The organism is Rhodococcus sp. GXMU-t2271, assembly GCF_041414735.1.
Classification (GTDB): Bacteria; Actinomycetota; Actinomycetes; order Mycobacteriales; family Mycobacteriaceae; genus Rhodococcus; species Rhodococcus indonesiensis.
Window position 1 is genome coordinate 160,477 of the sequence record NZ_JAUIZP010000029.1, and the last position, 20,830, is coordinate 181,306.

The following is a 20,830-nucleotide window of genomic DNA, read 5'->3' on the forward strand; positions in this document are numbered from 1 at the left end:
GTGCGCCGAGCCTAGAACGGTGCTCGGCCGTCCGCGGCCGGTTCCCGCAGTTCGGGGCGGGCCGGCTCGAGGCGCTCGAGGGCACCGGCGGATTCGGCCCGGGTGAGCCGGGAGCGGCGCCACGAGACCGTGAGCAGCGCGATCCAGCCGGCCACGATCAGCAGGTACAGCAGCGTGGTGGCCGTGGCGGAGATCTCGAACGAGGTGAACAGCTTCTGCGCGTTGGTCAGCACGATGACGCCGCCGACCGCGGTGCCGAGCAGGGTGGCCGGTACCCGGCTGACCAGCCACGCCGCGATCGGGGCGGCGATGGCCCCGCCGAGGGCGAGACCGGCCACGACGAGCAGGTTGCCGAGCGATTCCCGGCCGAGACCGATGAGGAAGCCGATGCTCGCGGCGAGTGCGACGAGGAACTCGGAGGCGCTGACCGAGCCGATCACGGTCCGGGGGGCCGTCTTGCCGCGGGAGAGCAGGGTGCTGGTCGTGATCGGCCCCCATCCGCCGCCGCCGCTGGCGTCGATGAACCCGCCGAACAGGCCGAGGGGGGACAGGAACTTCGCCGAGTGCGGCGAGGTGCGGGCGTGCGCGACGGCGGGTGGCCGGACCGAGAACCGCAGCGCCACATAGACACCGATGGCGAGCAGGATCGTCGACGTCACCGGGATCGCGGCCTCGGTGGACAGGCTCGAGAGCACCGTGGCGCCGAGGAAGGCGCCGAGCGCGCCGGGCACGCCCAGCTTCGCGACCACCCCCCAGTCCACGTTCCGGAACCGCCAGTGCGAGGCACCGGAGACGAGGGTGGTGCCGACCTCGGCGAGGTGCACGGCGGCGCTGGCATGCGCGGGACCGATGCCGCTGAAGATCAACAAGGTGGTGGCGGTGACCCCGAAGGCCATGCCGAGGGCCCCGTCGACGAGCTGCGCACCGATACCGACGAGCGTGAACACCAGAAGAGCGAACATGCAGAAGACTCCGACCACGAAGGAGCGAACCGGGGAGGGGAGAGGCGGCGCACGCCGCTCAGCAACACTCCTGGTCGAAGCACGCGCCCCGTCGGGTGGGCCAGAACGCCATCAACGCGAGCAGGGTGGCCGGAGCCGCCGCGATGCTCGTCGTCTGCACGTTCGTGTCCCTTCACCGGTCTGCCGTTCGCCGCTCATGCGACGATCCGTCCGAGCATAGCCGGTCGCGCGCGGCGGCGCCGTCGTCGGGCGGCGTGTCGCCGATTCCCGTGACGGCGCCGCCGCGGTCACGGCAGGCGCCGGGCCGTGATCTCGAATCCGGCGCCGCGCAACCGGTCGGTCAGCACGTCCCCGAAGGCGGTCGCGGGGGTGAGCACCCCGCCCCCGGCGTGGAGGCGGTCGCCGCCGAGGACCAGCGATAGTGCCGACTCGCCGAGCATCACCGCGGTCGCCTTGTAGCCGGGGTCGCCCTGGGCGGCGACGCGGGCGCTGTAGCGGGCACCGGTGCTCGTCGTGGTGTAGAGGTCGATGGTGAAGAAGCCGCGCTCGCGGGCCGACTCGGACGGGCCCTGTCCCGGCGCGGGTAGCAGCTTGTCGAGCACGAACCGGGTCGGGGGGAACGCCAGTCCCGCCACCAACGCGCCGAAGCCCGCGGCGACACCGGTCGCCACGAGCGGCGACAGCCGCGACGAACCGACACCCATCGTCTCCCGGTAGCGGAAGCGCGGCCCGTACGCCCAGCCGGTGAGCGCGTTGCTGCGGCGCACCACCCGCGTGTTGTAGGGGCCCATGAAGAACGGCGCGAGCCGGCCGGACAGTTCGGGCGCGACGGACCCGCCGTCGACGGTCGCCAGGTCGTTCTGGCGCCCGAGGTCGGGTTCGCGGGAGCGGTCCGGCGACAGCGAGTAGGGGGCGAGGGCGACCTTGCGGGCCGCGCCGTCGCGGCGTACCGCGTCCACCTGGGTGCGCATCGAGTCGATCGTGCCGCCGCTGACGCCGCCGCGCATGGCCCGCACCACCAGCGTCGTGTCGGTCAGATCCCCGGCGTCGTCCGCCTGCACGGCCCGGTGCAGTGCGTGCACGCCGAGATCGGAGGGAATGGAGTCGAATCCGCAGGAGTGCACGATGCGGGCGCCGGTGCGCCGGGCCACGTCGTCGAACCGGTCGATGCTCTCGCGGTGGAACAGCACCTCGCCGGTGAGGTCGACGTAGTCGGTGCCCGCCTCGGCGCAGGCCTGGACCAGCGGCAGCCCGTACTTGGCGTAGGGGCCGACCGTGGTGACCGCCACGCGGGTGCGGGCAGCGAGCGCGGCGAGCGACTGCGGGTCGCCGGCGTCCGCCTCGAGTACCGGCCAGGCCTGCGCGGCGGGCCCGAGCTCGGTGCGGATGCGTTCGAGGCGGGCGCGGGAGCGGCCGGCCAGGGCGATGCGCACCCCGTCGGGGGCGTGTTCGGCGAGGTAGGCGGCGGTGATCCGGCCGACGAAGCCGGTGGCGCCGTAGACGACGATGTCGAGATCGCGGGAGGCAGTCATGCGCCACACCCTACTGCCGGGTAAGTCAGGATGCGACGCGGCTCACACGGCGGCGCCGCAGCCACCACCCGAACCAGGACAGGACGATGGTCACCGCGACGGCGGCCCGCACGAGTCCCACCGCCGAGTCGGGGTAGATCACCCCGGTCAGGTAGTGGTCGATGAACCCGCTCGGCGGCAGTCCCTCCATCCCGGCGCGGCGGCGCGCCCAGTTCTCCAGATCGGTGAGCGGGCAGTCGAATCCGGCGAGGACGGTGGCGAACCCCCACACCACCGCCACCACGTGCAGCGCCAGCGTGCGGGGCCACCGCCACGCCAGGAAGCCACCGAACGTCACATACAGCAGGAAGGCCAGGTGCACGGCCACGGTGACGTCGGCCAAAAGCCGGTACGCCATACCGCCAGCCTATCCGGATCGGGCAGGGCAGTGGCCGTTCCGGACGACTACTCGTCCGCGTCGGTGCCCTTGACGACCAGGACGGGCACCGGCGCCTCGAGCAGCAACCGCTGCAGGCGCCGTTCCAGCAGGAACTTGCCGAGCGCATTGCGGTCGCGGCTGCCCACCACGAGACGTTCCGCGCCGGAGCGCTCGACCAGGTCGACCAGCGCGGCGACCGGGTCCCCGTCGTGCACCGCCGTCCGCAGTTCCCACCCGTCGGTACCCAGGGTGGCGGTGACGTCCGCGCGGACCGAGTCGAGTTCGCGCTGCCCGGACGCGCCGTCGTCGTCGACCGCGACGAGCACGAGGGTCGTGCCGTCGCCGTGGGCCGCCTCGCGGGCGGCCGCGGTGAGTGCGGCGTGTCCTTCCGGGGTGTCGGCGTGGACTACGGCAACGGGCATGGGGTCCTCCGGAGGCGGTGACGGCGTGTGCCCTCCAGTATCCCCGCCCCGGGACGCCCCGGCCGCTCCCGGCGGTGTGGAACTGGTCTCCACCTGCGCGGACGTGTCGGATGGATCTCACCCGGCCGGCCGGGCCCGCTCACCACGGCGCCGGGCGGTAGTCCTTGAGGAAGCAGCCGTACAGGTCCACCCCGGCCTCGCCCTGCACGATCGGGTCGTACACGCGGGCCGCGCCGTCGACGAGGTCGAGCGGGGCGTGGAACCCCTCCTCGGCCAGGCGCAGCTTGGTGTGGTGGGGCCGTTCGTCGGTGATCCAGCCGGTGTCGACGGCGGTCATGAGGATCCCGTCGGCGCGCAGGTCCTCGGCGCTGGTGCGGGTGAGCATGTTCAGCGCGGCCTTGGCCATGTTGGTATGCGGATGCCCGGCCCCCTTGTACCGGCGCCCGGCGAACTGCCCTTCCATCGCCGAGACGTTCACCACGTACGTGCGGCGGGCGGGGGAGGACGCCAGCGCCGGCCGCAGCCGGTTGACCAGGATGAACGGCGCCACGGAATTGCACAGCTGCACCTCGAGCAGTTCCAGCGGCTCGACCTCGCCGACGGTCTGCACCCAGCTGTTGGTGTGCACCAGATCGGGCAGCAGCCCCCCGGCGTCGACCGCGACACCGGCGGCGATCCGGTCGGGCGTGGCCGACCCGGCCACCAGCGCGAGCGAGGTGAGCGATTCGGCGGTCAGTTGCGCCGGCAGCGACCCGGCCAGCGCGGCCGGGTGCGCGTCCGAGGGTTTACCGAAGGTGAGCACCTCCGGCCGCGGGCCGGCCGGCAGGGGACCGGACTCGGCCTCGGCGAGGGCGGAGTACGCGCCGGGGGAGCGGCGCACGGTCTGGGCGGCGTTGTTGACGAGGATGTCGAGCGGACCCTGCGCGGCCACGTCGTCGGCCAGGGCCACGACCTGGGCGGGGTCGCGCAGGTCGATGCCGACGATCCGCAGGCGGTGCAGCCAGTCGGCGCTGTCCTCCATGGCGGCGAAGCGGCGGATCGCGTCGTTCGGGAAGCGGGTCGTGATCGTCAGGTGGGCACCGTCGCGCAGCAGCCGCAACGCGATGTACATGCCGATCTTGGCGCGGCCGCCGGTGAGCAACGCACGCCGCCCCGTCAGATCGGTACGGGCGTCCCGCTTCGCGTGGTTCTCCGCGGCGCAGCGCGGGCACAGCTGGTGGTAGAACGCATCGACGCGGGTGTACTTGTCCTTGCACACGTAGCAGGCCCGCGGCCGGATCAGGGTGCCCGCGCTCGCACCCGGCGCGTTCGAGCTCAACGCGATCCCGGCGGTCTCGTCGTCGATGCGGGTGGGGGAGCCGGTCGCTGTCGTCGCGAGCACCTGCCGGTCCGCGGCGACCTTGGCCCGGCGGGTCTCGTTGCGGCGCGCCCGCTTGAGCTTCTTGAACATGTGCCCCACGGCGCGCTGCACCGTCACCGAATCCGGGTGGTCGGCGTCGAGCTCACCCACGAGGGACAGGACGCGGAGGCAGGTGGCGAGGTCGGCCGGGTCGATACCCGACGCGTCGGTGTGCGAAGTCATGGGCCTGTTCGTCGTGGGGGGGCGGTACGGACCGATGGTATCGGGCGGGTGACGCCGGGCGACCTCGTGGGACCTGTGGCTCTGCCCGCGACGCCGCGAACCTGGCAGGCTCGGGGTGCAAGCAATCCTCGACCCAAGGAGACGACGATGACCGCACGGCGCCGCCGGAAGTTCCGCGACCTGACCCCGGCGCAGCAGACGCTCGTGCTCACCCTCGCCGCTGTGCAGCTCTCGCTCGCCGCGACGGCATGGATCGATCTGGCGCGGCGCCCCGCGGATCGGGTCGCGGGCAGCAAGGCGAAATGGGCCGCGACCATCGCGGTGAACTGGATCGGCCCGATCACGTACTTCCGCCGCGGCCGGATCGGCTGAGCCACCCGCCGCGGGCGGCGAAGCGCCGCCCCGTGGACGGCGAAGGCCCCGAACCTGCTCGATTCGGGGCCTTCGCCGGCTGTCTCGACTCGGAGTGTCCGAGGGGGGACTTGAACCCCCACGTCCGTTAATAGGACACTAGCACCTCAAGCTAGCGCGTCTGCCATTCCGCCACTCGGACATGCTGATGCTCCCCGCTCCGCGGGTGCCGTTTCAGCGTAACCTACCCGGGCGCACCGTCCCAATCCGCTGGTCGACGGCTCGGCCGGCTCCGGGACGCGGCGACGATCCGGCGGCGCCCGGCGCGGCAACGGCGAAGGCCCCGAACCTGCTCGGTTCGGGGCCTTCGCCGTCTGTCTCAACTCAGAGTGTCCGAGGGGGGACTTGAACCCCCACGTCCGTTAATAGGACACTAGCACCTCAAGCTAGCGCGTCTGCCATTCCGCCACTCGGACATGCTGATGCTCCCCGCTCCGCGGGTGCCGTTTCAGCGTAACCTACCCGGGCGCACCGTCCCAATCCGCTGGTCGACGGCTCGGCCGGCTCCGGGACGCGGCGACGATCCGGCGGCGCCCGGCGCGGCAACGGCGAAGGCCCCGAACCTGCTCGGTTCGGGGCCTTCGCCGTCTGTCTCAACTCAGAGTGTCCGAGGGGGGACTTGAACCCCCACGTCCGTTAATAGGACACTAGCACCTCAAGCTAGCGCGTCTGCCATTCCGCCACTCGGACATGCTGATGCTCCCCGCTCCGCGGGTGCCGTTTCAGCGTAACCTACCCGGGCGCACCGTCCCAATCCGCTGGTCGACGGCTCGGCCGGCTCCGGGACGCGGCGACGATCCGGCGGCGCCCGGCGCGGCAACGGCGAAGGCCCCGAACCTGCTCGGTTCGGGGCCTTCGCCGTCTGTCTCAACTCAGAGTGTCCGAGGGGGGACTTGAACCCCCACGTCCGTTAATAGGACACTAGCACCTCAAGCTAGCGCGTCTGCCATTCCGCCACTCGGACCTGCTCCGCTCCCACGTCCGTGGGCGCTGTGAAAGAGTAACCCACCACGTCGCGGCGCCCAAATCGCCCCGCCCACCTGCGGGTTTGCCGAGATCGATGGTAGACAGGGGACCGTGTCCACAACATCGAATCCCGCCCAGCCGGCCGGCGGATCCCGCGCCGAGGCCGAAGTCGTCGACCTGGTGTCGCAGCTGATCCGCTTCGACACCTCCAACACCGGAGACCTGGCCACCACCCGCGGTGAACGGGACTGCGCGATGTGGGTGGCGGCACGGCTCGAGGAGGCCGGCTACACCACCGAGTACGTCGAATCCGGCGCTCCCGGCCGCGGCAACGTGTTCGCCCGCCTGCCGGGTGCCGACCCGTCCCGGGGTGCGCTGCTGCTGCACGGGCACCTCGACGTGGTGCCCGCCGAACCGGCGGACTGGAGCGTGCACCCGTTCTCCGGGGCCGTCGAGAACGGCTACGTGTGGGGGCGCGGCGCGGTCGACATGAAGGACATGGTCGGGATGATGCTGGCCGTCGCCCGCCGCTTCAAGGCCGAGAACATCGTGCCGCCCCGCGACCTGGTCTTCGCGTTCCTCGCCGACGAGGAGGCCGGCGGCACCTACGGCAGCCACTGGCTCGTGCGGCACCGCCCCGACCTGTTCGACGGCATCACCGAAGCCGTCGGCGAGGTCGGCGGGTTCTCCCTGACCGTGCCGCGCCGCGACGGCGGCGAACGCCGCCTCTACCTCGTCGAGACCGCCGAGAAGGGCCTCGGCTGGATGCGGCTGACCGCCAAGGGCCGCGCGGGCCACGGCTCGTTCCTGCACGAGGACAACGCCGTCACCGTCCTCGCCCAGGCCGTCGCCCGCCTCGGCACGCACACCTTCCCGCTCGTGCTGACCGAATCGGTCGCCGAGTTCCTCGCCGCCGTCGCCGAGGAGACCGGACTCGACTTCGATCCGGCCTCGCCGGACCTCGACGGCACCCTCGCCAAACTCGGGTCCATCGCCCGCATCGTCGGCGCCACCCTGCGCGACACCGCCAACCCGACGATGCTCGACGCCGGGTACAAGGCCAACGTCATTCCCCAGACGGCGCAGGCCGTCGTCGACTGCCGCATCCTGCCCGGCCGGCGCGCCGAGTTCGAACGCACCGTCGACGACCTGATCGGCCCGGACGTCACCCGCGAATGGATCACCGACCTCGACTCGTACGAGACCACGTTCGACGGTGACCTCGTCGAGGCGATGAACGCGGCCATCCTGGCCCACGACCCCCTCGGGCGGACCGTGCCCTACATGCTCTCCGGCGGCACCGACGCGAAGGCCTTCGCCAAGCTCGGCATCCGCTGCTTCGGGTTCGCCCCGCTGCAGCTGCCCCCGGAACTGGACTTCGCCGCGCTGTTCCACGGGGTGGACGAGCGTGTCCCGGTCGACGCGCTGCGCTTCGGCACCCGTGTCATGGAACACTTCCTGCTGCACGCCTGAGCACACCAGCACCCAGAGAAAGGACCGGTATGGCCCACGACCCGTATGCGCCGCTGCCCGACCTGCCCACCTTCGATCTCACCAGCGAGGACATCACCGACGGTCGCCCGCTGAAGCCGGAACAGGCCAGCGGGATCTTCGGGGTGCCCGGCGGGCAGGACGTCTCCCCGCAGCTGTCGTGGTCGGGCTTTCCCCCCGAGACCAAGAGCTTCGTCGTCACGATGTTCGACCCCGACGCGCCGACCGCGTCCGGGTTCTGGCACTGGGCGGTGGCGAACATCCCGGCCTCGGTGACCTCGCTGCCCGCGGGAGCCGGCGACGACACCGGCTCCGGGCTGCCCGAGGGCGCGGTCACCCTGAAGAACGACGGCGGCCTGCATCGCTTCCTCGGCGCGGCCCCGCCGCAGGGGCACGGCCCGCACCGCTACATCGTGGCCGTGCACGCTCTCGACGTGGACACCCTCGACGGGGTCGGCGCCGACTCGACCCCGGCGTTCCTCGGATTCAACGTGTTCTCGCACGCGATCGCGCGCGCGACGCTGCACGGCACGTTCGAGCAGTAGACCCGTTCGGCGGATCGCCTCCGCGCCGGAAACGGACAGGCACACACCGCCGGACGGGTGTGCCTGTCCGGCGGTGTGTGCCGGCCCGCCGCTCCGGGCGCGGCGGATCAGACGCGGACGCCCGCGCCCACCGCGTCGCCGATCGACGCGAACCCGGCTGCCCGCACCTTCCGGGCGAGGCCCTTGTGGATGCGGCGCGCCCAGAACGGTCCGCCGTAGATGAAACCGGTGTAGCCCTGCACCAGCGACGCGCCCGCGAGGATCCGCTCCCAGGCCTGCTCGGCGGTCTCGATGCCGCCGACCGAGATCAGCACCAGCCGGTCCCCGACCCGCGCGTGCAGCCGGCGCAGGACCTCGAGGGAGCGCTGCGCGACCGGGGGACCGGACAGCCCGCCGGCGCCGATCTCCGCGACGAGGGCGGGATCGGTGCGCAACCCGTCCCGCCGGACGGTGGTGTTGGTGGCGACGATGCCCGCCAGCCCGAGTTCGACGGCGAGGTCGGCGACCGCGTCGATGTCCTCGTCGGACAGGTCGGGGGCGATCTTCACCAGCACCGGCACGTGCACGGTGTCCAGCACCGCCGCGAGCAGCGGCCGCAGCGACTCGACCGCCTGCAGGTCGCGCAGCCCGGGGGTGTTGGGGGACGAGACGTTGACGACGACGAAGTCGGCGAGCGGGCCGAGCAGCCGGGCGCTCGCGGTGTAGTCCTCGGCCGCGTCCGCCGGCGCGACCACCTTGGTCTTCCCGATGTTCGCGCCGATCGGGACGGTGTGCACCCGGGTGCGCAGCCGGTTCGCGGCCTCCCCGGCGCCGTGGTTGTTGAAGCCCATCCGGTTGATCAGCGCCCGGTCCGCGGGCAGGCGGAACAGCCGGGGCGCCGGGTTGCCGGGCTGCGCCTGGGCGGTGACGGTGCCGATCTCGGCGAACCCGAAGCCCAGGGGGCCCCAGGCGTTCACCCCGGCCGCGTCCTTGTCGAAGCCCGCCGCGAGACCGAGCGGGGCCGGGAACGTCACCCCGAACACCGTGTTGCGCAGCACCGGATCGTCGACGACGAGGACCTTGGCGATCAGCGCCCGCAGCGGCGGGACCCGGGTCGCGAGCCGCATCGCCGTGAACGCGAGGTGGTGGATCCGCTCCGGCGGCAGCAGGAACAGCAGTCGAAGGAACAAGCGATACACGGAACACTCCCTGCTGGCCCGGGCGGCGCCCGGGGTCGGCGTCAACGAACGGTGGGTTCGGGCACGTGGTGGCCGGTCTTGCGGCGGCGCAGCAGCACCCGGCGACTGCCGTCGGGATACAGCCGCACCCGCGTCAGCTCCCACCCGTGGAACTCGGCCTGGATGGCCAGGCGCAGCGACGCGCTGACCCGCGAGACGTCCCGCGGCAGCCGCAGCGGCACGTAGTCGTACTCGTCGTTGCTGGTGTCCCAGCCCACCGGCATCCGCGTCCACCGGCCGCCCACATCGCGTGGACCTGCCATCACACACCCCCGATCGGGATCCTCTGCAGCCCGTCCCCGGTCCCGGATCCGATCACCAGGACGGCGCCGGCGGTGTCGACCACCACCGAGTTCGGTTGCCGCACCGTCGCGTACCGGCCTCGCTCCTGCGGAATCCCGGTCGACAGATCGTAGCCGACGACCTCGTTGCTCCCGGTCGAAGTGACCCACACGAGGTCGTTCGCGCTGTCGTAGGCGACGCCGTACGGGCCGTTCGGCACCGGATACCGCTGGCGCAGCACCAGCGGATCGAGCGTGTACACGTGCAGCTCCCCACCCCGGGTGTCGGTGACCAGGACCCGGCCGAACGGGTCGGTGGCCAGCTGCGTGGCACCCTCCCCGGCCCGCAACGCCAGGCCGAGATCACCGTCGGCGACATCGACCTCGGTCAGCGACGTCTGGCGACGGTCCAGCGCCGCCAGCTCCGAGCCCACGGCGGCGAGCGCGTCGACCGAGGCCAGGCCGGGAACGGTCTGCGTCGCACCCGACGCCGGGTCGACGAGAAGGGTGACGCCGTCCGCGGTGCCCACGGCCAGACGCCCGTCCGCCAGCACGGCCGCCGAGCGGGCCTGTCCGTCGACCGGCACCTCCGTGACGGTGCCCGACCGCACATCCACCCGGGCGACGACGCCGGGACCGGGGGCGAGGACCTCCCCGTCGGCACCGGGAAGCACGGTCGCCGCCGCGGCGGGCAGGGCGACCTCGCGGGGCGCTGCCGCCGGGTCGGCGGCCGCGAGCAGCAGCAGCCGCGACCCGTCGCCGGCGAGCGCGGCGACCGTACTCGTGCCAGGATCGACGGCGAGGGCATCGACAGCGCGGCCGAGCGCCTGCACCGTTCCCGCCGGCGGGACGGCCGGCTCCGGCGCCACGGCCGGTGTCGCCGGGTCGATGGTGGGCAGACTGTCGCCGCTGCTCGAGGAGGAACACCCGGTGACCAGCGCCAACGCGAACCCCACCGCCGCGGCGGTCGCACGTGCTGCCGGTCTGCCCATCGTCTCGCTCCTCGTTGTCGCCCGGGGTCGGTGGCGTGCGGCACCGTCGCCGGCGGCGCACCCGACCCCCAGTGTTCCTGATCGCCGCGGCGGCGCCGCAGCCGCCTCGTCCACCCTCACCCCCGCCAGGAGGCCGATGTGACCTGGCCCACCGGTTCCGCGGACCGGCCCGCCGACGGCTTCGTCGTCGAATACCTCAGCCCGGGTGTGCACGCGCACGGGTTCGGTCGCACCGAGGAGGGCCGGCCGTTCTCGTTCCGGGTGCGCCGCGCCACGTTGCGGGTGGAGGTGTACCGGCCCGCGGGCGCGTCCACCGTGCCCACCGCCGCGGACGTGATCGCCCGGGCCCGGGCGTCGGTCGCCGAGATCGACCTCGGCGACGAACGCAGCGTGGCGGCGGCGGTGCGGGACACCGTTGCCCGCGCCCGGCCGTGCCGGTCACCGACGTGGTTCGACCGCCTGCTCGGATGGCTGCCCGGCCGGTGACGCGGCCGCGTCGCCGGCCCGCAGCGGCAGCACCAGCGGCGCGCCGGTCTCGGGATGTCGGTGGACCTGTACCGGGTAGTCGTACACGCGGGTGAGCAGCTCCCCGGTCAGCACCTGCGCGGGCGGGCCGTCGGCGGCGACGCGGCCCGCGGCGAGCACGCAGACCCGGTCCGCGTACGCCGCGGCCAGATTCAGATCGTGCAGCACCACCACCACGGCCGTGCCGGCGTCGGCGCGGCGGCGCACCACCTGCATCACCGTCTCCTGATGACCCAGATCCAGGGCCGCGGTGGGCTCGTCGAGCAGCAGCGTCTGGGTGTCCTGCGCCAGCACCCGCGCCAGCGCCACCCGGGCCCGCTCGCCGCCGGACAGGGCCGGGAACGGCCGGTGCGCCAGGTGCGTGACGTCCGCCTCGGTCAGCGCCGCGGCCACCGTCGCCTCGTCGTCCCGGCTGCGTTCGGTGCGCGCCCAGGCCGCCCGGCCCATCCGCACCACCTGCAGTGCGGTGAAGGCGAACCCCACCGCGTGCTGCTGCGGCAGCACCGCCCGTCGTCGCGCCAGGGCGGCGGCCGAGAACTCGGCCAGCGGGCGGTCGCCGACCGTCACCGCACCCGCGGCGACGGGTTGATCGCCGGCGAGCGCGGCCAGCAGGGTGGACTTGCCGGCGCCGTTGGGTCCGACGAGCGCGAGCACCTCCCCGACCCGCACCTCGAGGTCGACGCCGTCGAGGACGACGCGGTCACCGCGGCGGACGGCCACCTGCTCGGCGCGCAGCGTCACCGCGCCCTGCCCGGCGCGGGTGGGCACCTGCCGGTCCGGCCACGGCCGCGGCGTCACGCCCAGCCGCCCTGGCGTGCCCGGGTGCGGCGCAGCATCCAGAAGAACACCGGGCCACCGACCAGCGAGGTCAGCATGCCCAGCGGCAGGTCCGCGTTCGGCACCAGGGTGCGGGCGCCGAGGTCCGCGGCGAGCAGCACCACCGCGCCGCACAACGCGGCGGCCGGGATCAGCACGCGGTGCGCGGGCCCGAGCGCGATCCGCACCAGGTGCGGCACCACGAGCCCGACGAACAAGATGATGCCGGTGAACGCCACCCCGGAGCACACCAGGACGGCGACGACGACGATCGCGGCCTGCCGCACCCGCTCGACGTCGACCCCGAGGTGGCGCGCGACGTGCTCGCCGAGGGAGAGCAGGTCCAGCTTCGGGGCGAGCACGACGGCGGCGACGACGCCGCCGAGCGCGAGCGGCGCGACCACCGACACGACCTCCCACGTGGCCCCACCCAGGCTGCCGAGCTGCCAGAACACGATCTGGTCGCGCGCGGCGGGGGTGGCGACGAACGTGAACAGGGCGATCAGCCCGCCGGCGAACGCGTTGACCGCCACCCCGGTGAGGATGACCGTGACCACCTCGGTGCGGCCCTCGGACCGCGACAGCACGTACACCAGGGTCGTGGTCAGCAGCCCGGTGACGAACGCGGCGCCCGCCAGCGCCCACCCGGCGGTGAACGCCCCGCCCAGCACGATCGCCGCGCACGCGCCGACGGCGGCCCCGGCGGACACCCCGATCACCCCGGGCTCGGCGAGCGGATTGGCGAACACGCCCTGCAGCAGGGCGCCCGCGCAGCCCAGCGACGCCCCCACCAGGACGGCGAGCACCACCCGCGGGAACCGCACCTCCCACAGGGTGACCTCGCCGGCCGGATGGGCCGGCAGCGGCCCGAGGTCGAGCCCGAGGCGGTGCAGCACGCTGCCGACCACCTCGGCCGGCGAGGTGGGCACCTGCCCGAGGCACGCCGAGAGCACCGCCAGCACCACCAGCGCGACCGTCAGGCCGGCGACCACCGCCGCGGTGCGGCCGCGGTGGGCGGCGGGCAGCCGGACGGGGGCGGGGGAGTCGACGGCGCTCATGCCGGCGCGGCCGGGTAGAGCGCCGCGGCGAGCGCGGCGAGCACCCGGCCGGTGTCCGGGCCGAAGCTCAGCAGCACCGAGTCGGCCATGTCGACGATGTTGCCGTCGCGCCCGGCCGGGGTCTGGGCGACGCCGGGCAGCCGGGCGAGACCCTCCGGCCCGCCCACGGAGGCCAGGCTCTCCGTCATGATCAAGATCACGTCCGGGGCGGCGGCGATCATCGCCTCGCTGGTGATCGGGGTGAACTCGGACGTCAGGCCGGCGACCGTGCCCGCATCGCGGCCCCCCAGCGCCTCGACGAGCGCGTCCGCGCCCGACCCGGGACCGCCGAGCATCTTGATCGCCGATCCACGCAGGTACAGGAACGCCACCGTCGGGGGCGCACCGTCGTCCGGCACGGCCGCGCGGGCCGCGGCGATCTCGTCGCCGGTGCGTTGCGCGAGGGCCTCACCCGCCGCGGGCACACCGAGCGCCCGGGCGACGAAGCGGATCTGCTCGCCCACGGTGGCCAGGGTGCGGCGCGGGTCGACGAACACCACGGGCACCCCGGTGGCCCGCAACTGTTCCTGCACCGCGAGCGGCCCGACCGACGTGTCGGTGAGCACCACCGTCGGGGCCAGCGCCAAGATCGCTTCCGTCGAGAGCCCGTGCCCGCCGGGGGTGACGTTGGGCACCTGCTCGACGGCGGGGAAGCTCGCCGTCGACCGTCCCACCAGCCGGTCCCCGAGACCGAGCGCGAACACGGTCTGGGCAAGGGTGCCCGACCGGTCGGCCGTCACGATGCGGGAGGCGTCGGTGACGGTGACCTCGACCCCGTCGACGCCGCGGACCGTCACCGGCAGCGCCGGCACGGGAGCCTGCGCGATCGGCCGCGGATTCGGATCGCCCACCACGGCGGTGCGCGCCCCGGTCCCGCCCCCGGTCGGGGCGGTCGAACACCCGGCGAGCGCCGCGGCGAGCGCGAGTACCGCGGCGAGGAACGCGTAGCTGCCGCGTCGCGTCATGGCAGGGCGGCGGTCGTGCGGTACCGGTCCAGTTCGGCGGCCAGGTCGGCGAACAGGTCGGCGTTGAGCCCGAACACCAGGTTCGCCTCGTCGATCACCGTGCGCCGCCGGCCCTCGTCGAGCGGCGCCGCGTCCAGCTTCGCCCGGTAGGCGTCCTTGAACGGCTTGGGGTGGGGAATGTCGTCGAAGATGTAGAACCGCAACCCGTCCCGGTCCAGCCCGTACGCGCGCTCGAGCAGGCGCCGGATGATCTGCCCACCCGACAGATCCCCCAGATACCGCAGGTAGTGGTGCGCCAGGAACACCTCCGGGCGCACCGCGGCCACCTGCTCGAGCCGCGCGACGTACCGCTCGGTCGCGGGCAGCGGCGCGATCGTCTCCCGCCACCGCGGGCCGAGCAGGAACGTCAGATCCGCCTCGAGCGCCGGAGTGCGCAGCAACGCGTCGTCCAGGAACGGCCCGGCGATCGGGTCACCCGCGTGCGAGCGGCCGACCCGTTCGAGCGTCTCGTAGACGAACCACGACTGCGCGAGCAGCGCCGCATACCCCTGCCGGGTGAGCCGGCCGGCCAGCAGTTCGGTGACGAACTGCGCGTTCTCGGTGTCGCTGTGCGCCTGCGCGGTCTCCCGGCGGAGCCGTTCCGCGAACCCCGCGGCCTCGATCGCGGTCATCGACCGGTCCCTCCTCGTGCCCGCCGTCCGGTGCCGGTGCACCGACCTCGACCACAGGCTAACCTAACTTCGTGGCGGGGTCGCGGGCCCGGGGGCCCGACGTCACGCACTGACGTCGTCGAGCGCCGCCGCGATCGCCGCCGGCAACTCCAGTTCCTCCGTCACCAGCACCCCGGTCAGCTGCGCCAGATCCCGCGCACCCACCACCGTCGACGCCACTCCCGTCCGGTCCCGCACCCACGCCAACGCCACCGCCAGCGGGGAGGTCCCCAGTCCGTCCGCGGCCGTCGCCACCGCCTCGACCACCCGCGCCGCCGGCTCGGTCAGATAGCTGCGCACCTCCTCGGTGTGCAGGTCGTCGGCGCCCCGCGAGTCCGCCGGGATGCCGTCGCGGTACTTGCCCGTCAACACCCCGCCCGCGAGCGGCACCGCCGCGAACACCCCCACCCCGTGGTGCAGGGCCGCCGGGATCAGCTCCTCCTCGACCCCGCGCGCGAGCAGCGAATACTCCACCTGCGTTCCCACCAGCGGTGCGTGCCGCGTCGCCACCGACGCGGCCGTCGCCAGCTGCCACCCCAGGTACCCGCGCACCCCCACGTACCGGGCCCGGCCGCTGGTCACCGCGAACTCCAGCGCCGCCGCCACCTCGTCGACCGGCGTCCGTGGATCCCACGTCGCCACCTGCCACAGATCGAGATGGTCGGTGCCCAGGTCCCGCAGCGTGCGGTCCAGCTGCGTGAGCAGACCCGCACGGGAACAGTCCACCCGCCCCGCCCCGACCTTCGAGGTGTCGATGCCCGAGCTGCCCGACACGACCAGCTGATCGCGCGGCACCACGTCGTCGAGCAGCTCCGCCAGGATCCGCTGCGCCACCCCGTCACCGTAGGCGGGGGAGGTGTCGACCAGGGTGCCACCGGCGTCGACGAACGCCGACAGCTGCGCCGCCGCCTCGTCCCCGTCCGTGCCGCGTCCCCAGCTCAGGGTGCCCAGGCCGAGCCGCGAGACCCGCAGCCCGCTCGCACCCACCGTTCTGTGTTCCATATCCGCCCGCGCCTCGTCACGATCCGACCGACGGGGTCGAGCCGCCGTCACCGCGACCGCCGCCCCTGACCCAGCACCCTAGTGCCGTGAGGCCGCGAAAACCGTTCCGCCGCGCCGCGTACCCTCGCCCAGGTGAAAATCGACCCCACCCCCGGCGACCGTCCCCACGAGCACCCGGAGGGCACCGCGTGATCGGCGAATCCATGACCTGGCTGCAGGCGCTCGTCCTCGGCCTCGTGCAGGGCCTGACCGAGTTCCTGCCGATCTCGTCCTCCGGCCACCTGCGGATCGTCTCGGAGATCTTCTTCGGCACCGACGCCGGCGCCTCCTTCACCGCCGTCACCCAGCTCGGCACCGAGGCGGCCGTCCTGGTCTTCTTCGGCAAGGACATCGTCCGGATCGTCGCCGCCTGGTTCCGTGGCCTCGCCCACCGCGAACACCGCAGCGACCTCGACTACCGTATGGGCTGGTACGTGATCGTCGGCACCATCCCCGTCGGCGTCCTCGGCTTCCTGTTCAAGGACCAGATCCGCACCGGCGCCCGCAACCTGTGGCTCATCGCCACCATGCTCATCGTGTTCGCCCTGGTCATCGCCGCCGCCGAACGCTACGGCCGCAAGACCCGCAAGCTCGACGAACTCACCCTCCGCGACGGCATCGTCATGGGCTCCGCGCAGGCCCTCGCCCTGATCCCCGGCGTGTCCCGCTCCGGCGGCACTATCAGCGCCGGCCTGTTTCTCGGCCTGACCCGCGAGGCCGCCGCCCGGTACTCGTTCCTGCTCGCCATCCCCGCCGTCGTCGCCTCCGGCCTGTTCAGCCTCCCGGACGCGTTCGAACCCGCCGGGGAGGGCCTCAGCGCCTCCGGCGCCCAGCTGCTCGTCGCCACCGCCGTCGCGTTCGCCGTCGGCTACGCCTCCATCGCCTGGCTGCTCAAATTCGTCGTCGACCACTCGATGTACTGGTTCGTCGGCTACCGCATCGCCCTCGGCACCCTCGTCCTGGCCCTGCTCGCCACCGGCACCATCTCGGCCACCTGAGGCCGGGACCCCGCCGGGCCCGCTCGTCGGGCGCCCGGCCCATTAGGCTGGCTTCATGACGGTCATCCTGCTGCGGCACGGGCGCTCGACGGCGAACACCGCCCGGGTCCTCGCCGGACGCACCCCCGGCGTCGAACTCGACGAGGTCGGCCACATCCAGGCCAAGGGCCTCGTCGCGCGGCTCGCCGGCCTCACCATCGCCGAGATCGTGCACTCGCCGCTGCTGCGCTGCCACCAGACGGTGACCCCCCTCGCCGCCGACCGCGGCCTGACCCCCCTCGTCGACGACCGCCTCGTCGAGGTGGACTACGGGCAGTGGACCGGCCGCGAACTCGGCGAACTCCTGCAGGAACCGCTGTGGAAGGTGGTCCAGCAGCACGCCTCGGCCGCCGTGTTCCCCGACGGCGAAGGCCTCGCGCAGGTCCAGGCCCGCGCCGTCACCGCCGTCCGCGAACACGACAGCCGTCTCGCCGCCGCCCACGGCGGTGACGTCGTCTGGATCGCCTGCACCCACGGCGACGTCATCAAGTCCGTCCTCGCCGACGCGCTCGGCACGCACCTCGACGGCTTCCAGCGCATCGTCGCCGAGCCCGCATCCCTGAGCGTCGTCCGCTACACCGAGACCCGTCCGTTCGTGCTGCGCGTCAACGACACCGGCGCGGACCTGTCCGGGCTCGCACCGCCCGCCCAACCGGCGCCCGTGCCCGGCGGGGAGGTGGCCCCCCGCGGCGGATAATGGGGGAGCGACACCGGATGGATACGACAACGAGGAGGTGCGATGGCCCGCGCGATACATGTCTTCCGGACCCCGGACCGGTTCGTCGCCGGCACCGTCGGTGAACCCGGCGACCGGGTGTTCTATCTGCAGGCCGTGCACGCCTCCCGGGTGGTGAGCGTGATGCTCGAGAAGCAACAGGTGCAGATCCTCGCCGACCGCATGGGTCTGCTGCTCGAGGAGGTGCACCGCCGCTTCGGCACCGACCTGCCCGAGGACCCGGATGTCGACATCAGTCCGCTCGTCACCCCCATCGACGCGGAGTTCCGCGTCGGGACCATGGGGCTGGGCTGGGACGCCGACAGCGGCAACGTCGTCGTCGAACTGCTCGCCGTCACCGACACCGAAGTCGACGAGTCCGTCGTCCTCGACGACGCCGAGGAAGGCCCGGACGCCGTCCGTGTCTTCCTCACCCCCCAGCAGGCCCGCGACTTCGCCGCCCGCTCCGAACTCGTCGTCGCCGCCGGCCGCACCCCGTGCCCGCTGTGCGGCGAACCGGTCGGCGGCGGCCACATCTGCGTCCGCACCAACGGGTACCTGCGCACCGAGGGCTTCGACCCGGCCGCCTGGCTCGGCGAGGAGACCTGACCCGGTGGGCAGCCCCGACGTCCGCACCGTGCTCACGGACGGCGAGCTCACCGTGGTCGGCCGCGTCGTCCACGCCAGCAACGCCACCCTCGTGTGCGACGCCACCCTCGGCGCGACCATCGTGCGCTGCGTGTACAAACCCGTCCGCGGCGAACGGCCCCTGTGGGACTTCCCCGACGGCACCCTCGCCGGCCGGGAAGTCGCCTCCTACCTCGTCTCCGAAGCCCTCGGCTGGGGCGTGATCCCCACCACCGTGCTGCGCGACGGACCCTTCGGGACCGGCATGGTGCAGCAGTGGATCGACACCCCCGAGCCCACCGATCCGCCCGACCCCACCGGCCGTCTCGACCTGGTCGACCTGTGCCCGATCGACGCGGTCCCCCCCGGCTGGCTGCCCGTCCTGCGTGCCCGCGACCTCGACGGCACCGACGTCGTCCTCGTCCACGCCGACGACCCGCGCCTGCAGCGCATGGCCGTGCTCGACGTCGTCCTCAACAACGCCGACCGCAAGGGCGGGCACGCCCTCGAAGGCGTCGACGGCGGCGTGTACGGCGTCGACCACGGCATCTGCCTGCACCAGGAGAACAAGCTGCGCACCGTGCTGTGGGGCTGGGCCGGCAGCCCAATCGACCCGTCACTCCTGGTCGACCTCGACAAACTCGCCCGCGAACTCGACGGCGAACTCGGGCGGCAGCTGGGCACCCACATCACCGACCGCGAGGTCGCCGCCCTGCGCGCCCGCATCGCCGCCCTGCTCCGCCGCCCCGTCATGCCCCGCCCCGTCGGCGAGCGGCGCATCCCCTGGCCGGCGTTCTGAGGACCCGGCCTCCGTCCGGAGCGCTCTGCGCCCTCCACTAGGCTCGTGCGCATGCTGTCATGGTCCGACATCGCGCTCCCGTCCGTCCCCGGCCAGGGCCCCCCGCTGCGGCTCTACGACACCGCGGACCGCGCGGTCCGCCCCGTCACCCCGGGTCGCACGGCCACGATGTACGTCTGCGGCATCACCCCCTACGACGCCACCCACCTCGGCCACGCCGCCACCTACCTCGCCTTCGACCTGGTCCACCGGGTGTGGCGCGACGCCGGCCACGACGTGCACTACGTCCAGAACGTCACCGACGTCGACGACCCGCTGTTCGAACGCGCCGCCCGCGACGGCGAGGACTGGATCGTGCTCGGCATGCGCGAGACCGCCCTGTTCCGCGAGGACATGGAGGCGCTGCGCGTCCTGCCGCCCCGCGACTACATCGGCGCCGTCGAATCCGTCGGTGAAGTCGTCGAACTGGTCGAGAAACTCGTCGCCTCCGGCGCCGCCTACATCGTCGACGACGCCGAGTACCCCGACGTGTACTTCCGCGCCGACGCCACCGAGCAGTTCGGCTACGAGTCCGGCTACGACCGCGCCACCATGGAACACTTCTTCGCCGAACGCGGCGGCGACCCCGACCGCCCCGGCAAACGTGACCCGCTCGACGCGCTGCTCTGGCGCGCGCAGCGGCCCGGCGAACCGGCCTGGCCGTCCCCGTTCGGCGACGGCCGCCCCGGCTGGCACATCGAATGCGCCGCGATCGCCCTCAACCGGATCGGCAGCGGCTTCGACGTCCAGGGCGGCGGCAGCGACCTGATCTTCCCGCACCACGAGTTCTCCGCCGCCCACGCCGAGGCCGTCACCGGCGAGCGCCGCTTCGCCCGGCACTACGTGCACACCGGGATGATCGGCCTCGACGGCGAGAAGATGTCCAAGTCCCGCGGCAACCTCGTCTTCGTCTCCAAACTCCGCGGCCAGGGCGTCGACCCCGCCGCCATCCGACTGGGTCTGCTCGCCGGGCACTACCGCACCGACCGGGCCTGGACCGACCAGGTCCTCGCCGACGCCCAGGCCCGCCTCGCCCGGTGGCGCGACGCCGCGGCCCTGCCGTCCGCCGCTCCGGTCGACGACACCGTCGCCCGGCTGCGCCAGCACCTCGCCGACGACCTCGACACGCCCAAAGCCCTCGACGCACTGGATGCGTGGGCGAAGTTCGCGGTCGAGCGCGGCGGCGACGACCCCTCGGCACCCGCCGTATTCGCGGACGCCGTCGACGCCCTGCTCGGCATCCCGCTGCGCTGAAGCGCCTTTCGAGTGTGCACATCTCGTCGCGACACGCCGAGGCGTAACGACGAGATGTGCACTGCGGAACGCCGTTTCCGGGCCGAAGTTCTCCGCCGCGCCACCACCGGGACTCGCCGAAAAGACCCCTGGCGGTAGGGCTCGCGGACGAACCGCATGCCCGAGTCGTCGTGGCGACGCCCCGCCGGATCCATCGGACCGACCACGACGAACAGGTACTGGCCCGCGTCACGCCCTGCTCGCACGCACCGTCCGGTGAGTGCGGTCGTGAGTGGAGTGAGACTCGACGCACCTGCGAGCACTCGGCACTCCGAGTCGCTGCTCCGGCCGCTCGAATTCGGTGCGGCGGCACGGCAGCGAACTGCTCTGTCGAGTTCGTCGTCGGG

Annotated in this window: 22 protein-coding genes and 4 tRNA genes; 9 read left to right on the forward strand and 17 right to left on the reverse strand. The window is 73.2% G+C overall.

Annotated features, from left to right (window positions below; all coding sequences use genetic code 11):
• Nucleotides 1–11 precede the first annotated feature (11 nt).
• The 5 genes from QYS60_RS11890 to QYS60_RS11910 all read right to left on the reverse strand — a co-directional run bounded on the left by QYS60_RS11890 (nt 12) and on the right by QYS60_RS11910 (nt 4,916).
• Nucleotides 12–962 carry a sulfite exporter TauE/SafE family protein gene (locus QYS60_RS11890; RefSeq protein ID WP_003934921.1) on the reverse strand — a complete coding sequence of 317 codons (951 nt, stop codon included), beginning with the start codon at nt 960–962 and terminating at the stop codon, nt 12–14.
• Between the two features lie 287 nt (nt 963–1,249).
• A complete protein-coding gene (locus tag QYS60_RS11895; protein WP_371383248.1) occupies nt 1,250–2,494 on the reverse strand; it encodes a trans-acting enoyl reductase family protein in 1,245 nt (414 codons plus the stop codon).
• Nucleotides 2,495–2,519: 25 nt separating this feature from the next.
• A complete protein-coding gene (locus QYS60_RS11900) occupies nt 2,520–2,891 on the reverse strand; it encodes a DUF2784 domain-containing protein (RefSeq protein WP_371383249.1) in 372 nt (123 codons plus the stop codon).
• 47 nt (nt 2,892–2,938) lie between these two features.
• Nucleotides 2,939–3,334, reverse strand: coding sequence for a universal stress protein (locus QYS60_RS11905; RefSeq protein WP_003934918.1), 396 nt, complete (start codon nt 3,332–3,334; stop codon nt 2,939–2,941).
• A gap of 139 nt (nt 3,335–3,473) precedes the next feature.
• Entirely contained in the window at nt 3,474–4,916 is a 1,443-nt protein-coding gene (locus tag QYS60_RS11910; RefSeq protein WP_371383250.1) for an SDR family NAD(P)-dependent oxidoreductase, read from the reverse strand.
• A gap of 147 nt (nt 4,917–5,063) precedes the next feature.
• Here QYS60_RS11910 and QYS60_RS11915 point away from each other — a divergent pair, with 147 nt between their 5' ends.
• Complete coding sequence (locus QYS60_RS11915; RefSeq protein WP_371383251.1) at nt 5,064–5,288, forward strand: hypothetical protein; 225 nt, start codon at nt 5,064–5,066, stop codon at nt 5,286–5,288.
• 95 nt (nt 5,289–5,383) lie between these two features.
• Here QYS60_RS11915 and QYS60_RS11920 read toward each other — a convergent pair.
• From QYS60_RS11920 to QYS60_RS11935, 4 genes are all read right to left on the reverse strand, one after another.
• A tRNA-Leu gene (locus QYS60_RS11920) sits at nt 5,384–5,469 on the reverse strand.
• A gap of 188 nt (nt 5,470–5,657) precedes the next feature.
• Nucleotides 5,658–5,743 (reverse strand) — tRNA-Leu (locus QYS60_RS11925).
• A 188-nt stretch (nt 5,744–5,931) separates the two neighbouring features.
• Nucleotides 5,932–6,017: transfer RNA gene (locus QYS60_RS11930), tRNA-Leu, on the reverse strand.
• 188 nt (nt 6,018–6,205) lie between these two features.
• A tRNA-Leu gene (locus tag QYS60_RS11935) sits at nt 6,206–6,291 on the reverse strand.
• A 113-nt stretch (nt 6,292–6,404) separates the two neighbouring features.
• Here QYS60_RS11935 and QYS60_RS11940 point away from each other — a divergent pair.
• Both QYS60_RS11940 and QYS60_RS11945 read left to right on the forward strand, forming a co-directional pair.
• Nucleotides 6,405–7,766: a M20/M25/M40 family metallo-hydrolase gene (locus QYS60_RS11940; RefSeq protein WP_371383252.1), complete on the forward strand. Its 1,362-nt coding sequence runs from the start codon at nt 6,405–6,407 to the stop codon at nt 7,764–7,766.
• A gap of 29 nt (nt 7,767–7,795) precedes the next feature.
• Nucleotides 7,796–8,329: a YbhB/YbcL family Raf kinase inhibitor-like protein gene (locus QYS60_RS11945; protein WP_003934914.1), complete on the forward strand. Its 534-nt coding sequence runs from the start codon at nt 7,796–7,798 to the stop codon at nt 8,327–8,329.
• A gap of 107 nt (nt 8,330–8,436) precedes the next feature.
• Here the strand turns inward: QYS60_RS11945 and QYS60_RS11950 are convergent, their stop codons facing one another.
• From QYS60_RS11950 to QYS60_RS11960, 3 genes are read right to left on the reverse strand one after another with little or no spacing between them, the layout of a single operon-like run.
• On the reverse strand, nt 8,437–9,507 hold the full coding sequence (locus tag QYS60_RS11950) for a quinone-dependent dihydroorotate dehydrogenase (protein WP_003934913.1): 1,071 nt from the start codon (nt 9,505–9,507) through the stop codon (nt 8,437–8,439).
• A 41-nt stretch (nt 9,508–9,548) separates the two neighbouring features.
• The gene (locus QYS60_RS11955) at nt 9,549–9,809 is read right to left on the reverse strand and encodes a DUF5703 family protein (protein WP_017682199.1); all 261 of its coding nucleotides are present in this window, start codon (nt 9,807–9,809) and stop codon (nt 9,549–9,551) included.
• Entirely contained in the window at nt 9,809–10,819 is a 1,011-nt protein-coding gene (locus QYS60_RS11960; protein WP_371383253.1) for a hypothetical protein, read from the reverse strand. The genes QYS60_RS11955 and QYS60_RS11960 overlap by 1 nt, the downstream gene beginning before the upstream one ends.
• A 138-nt stretch (nt 10,820–10,957) precedes the next feature.
• Here QYS60_RS11960 and QYS60_RS11965 point away from each other — a divergent pair, with 138 nt between their 5' ends.
• Nucleotides 10,958–11,305: a hypothetical protein gene (locus QYS60_RS11965; RefSeq protein WP_371383254.1), complete on the forward strand. Its 348-nt coding sequence runs from the start codon at nt 10,958–10,960 to the stop codon at nt 11,303–11,305.
• Here the strand turns inward: QYS60_RS11965 and QYS60_RS11970 are convergent.
• The 5 genes from QYS60_RS11970 to QYS60_RS11990 all read right to left on the reverse strand — a co-directional run bounded on the left by QYS60_RS11970 (nt 11,258) and on the right by QYS60_RS11990 (nt 15,934).
• On the reverse strand, nt 11,258–12,142 hold the full coding sequence (locus QYS60_RS11970; protein WP_371383255.1) for a heme ABC transporter ATP-binding protein: 885 nt from the start codon (nt 12,140–12,142) through the stop codon (nt 11,258–11,260). The genes QYS60_RS11965 and QYS60_RS11970 overlap by 48 nt on opposite strands.
• Entirely contained in the window at nt 12,139–13,218 is a 1,080-nt protein-coding gene (locus tag QYS60_RS11975) for a FecCD family ABC transporter permease (RefSeq protein ID WP_371383256.1), read from the reverse strand. Before QYS60_RS11975 ends, QYS60_RS11970 begins: the two co-directional genes overlap by 4 nt.
• Nucleotides 13,215–14,222 carry a hemin ABC transporter substrate-binding protein gene (locus QYS60_RS11980; protein WP_371383257.1) on the reverse strand — a complete coding sequence of 336 codons (1,008 nt, stop codon included), beginning with the start codon at nt 14,220–14,222 and terminating at the stop codon, nt 13,215–13,217. Before QYS60_RS11980 ends, QYS60_RS11975 begins: the two co-directional genes overlap by 4 nt.
• Nucleotides 14,219–14,893 (reverse strand): heme oxygenase (biliverdin-producing), encoded by a 675-nt coding sequence (locus QYS60_RS11985; RefSeq protein ID WP_371383258.1) that lies wholly within the window; start codon nt 14,891–14,893, stop codon nt 14,219–14,221. The genes QYS60_RS11980 and QYS60_RS11985 overlap by 4 nt, the downstream gene beginning before the upstream one ends.
• Nucleotides 14,894–14,995: 102 nt before the next feature.
• Nucleotides 14,996–15,934, reverse strand: coding sequence for an aldo/keto reductase (locus tag QYS60_RS11990; RefSeq protein WP_010596487.1), 939 nt, complete (start codon nt 15,932–15,934; stop codon nt 14,996–14,998).
• Nucleotides 15,935–16,125: 191 nt separating this feature from the next.
• Between QYS60_RS11990 and QYS60_RS11995 the strand changes: the two genes are divergently transcribed.
• The 5 genes from QYS60_RS11995 to mshC are packed head-to-tail and all read left to right on the forward strand — an operon-like array spanning nt 16,126 to nt 20,444.
• Nucleotides 16,126–16,971 carry an undecaprenyl-diphosphate phosphatase gene (locus QYS60_RS11995; protein WP_371383306.1) on the forward strand — a complete coding sequence of 282 codons (846 nt, stop codon included), beginning with the start codon at nt 16,126–16,128 and terminating at the stop codon, nt 16,969–16,971.
• A gap of 55 nt (nt 16,972–17,026) precedes the next feature.
• On the forward strand, nt 17,027–17,707 hold the full coding sequence (locus QYS60_RS12000; RefSeq protein ID WP_371383259.1) for a histidine phosphatase family protein: 681 nt from the start codon (nt 17,027–17,029) through the stop codon (nt 17,705–17,707).
• A 42-nt stretch (nt 17,708–17,749) separates the two neighbouring features.
• Nucleotides 17,750–18,334 carry a DUF3090 domain-containing protein gene (locus tag QYS60_RS12005; protein WP_003934901.1) on the forward strand — a complete coding sequence of 195 codons (585 nt, stop codon included), beginning with the start codon at nt 17,750–17,752 and terminating at the stop codon, nt 18,332–18,334.
• Nucleotides 18,335–18,338: 4 nt separating this feature from the next.
• Complete coding sequence (locus QYS60_RS12010) at nt 18,339–19,151, forward strand: SCO1664 family protein (protein WP_371383260.1); 813 nt, start codon at nt 18,339–18,341, stop codon at nt 19,149–19,151.
• 51 nt (nt 19,152–19,202) lie between these two features.
• The gene (gene mshC / locus QYS60_RS12015; protein ID WP_371383261.1) at nt 19,203–20,444 is read left to right on the forward strand and encodes a cysteine--1-D-myo-inosityl 2-amino-2-deoxy-alpha-D-glucopyranoside ligase; all 1,242 of its coding nucleotides are present in this window, start codon (nt 19,203–19,205) and stop codon (nt 20,442–20,444) included.
• Nucleotides 20,445–20,830 lie beyond the last annotated feature (386 nt).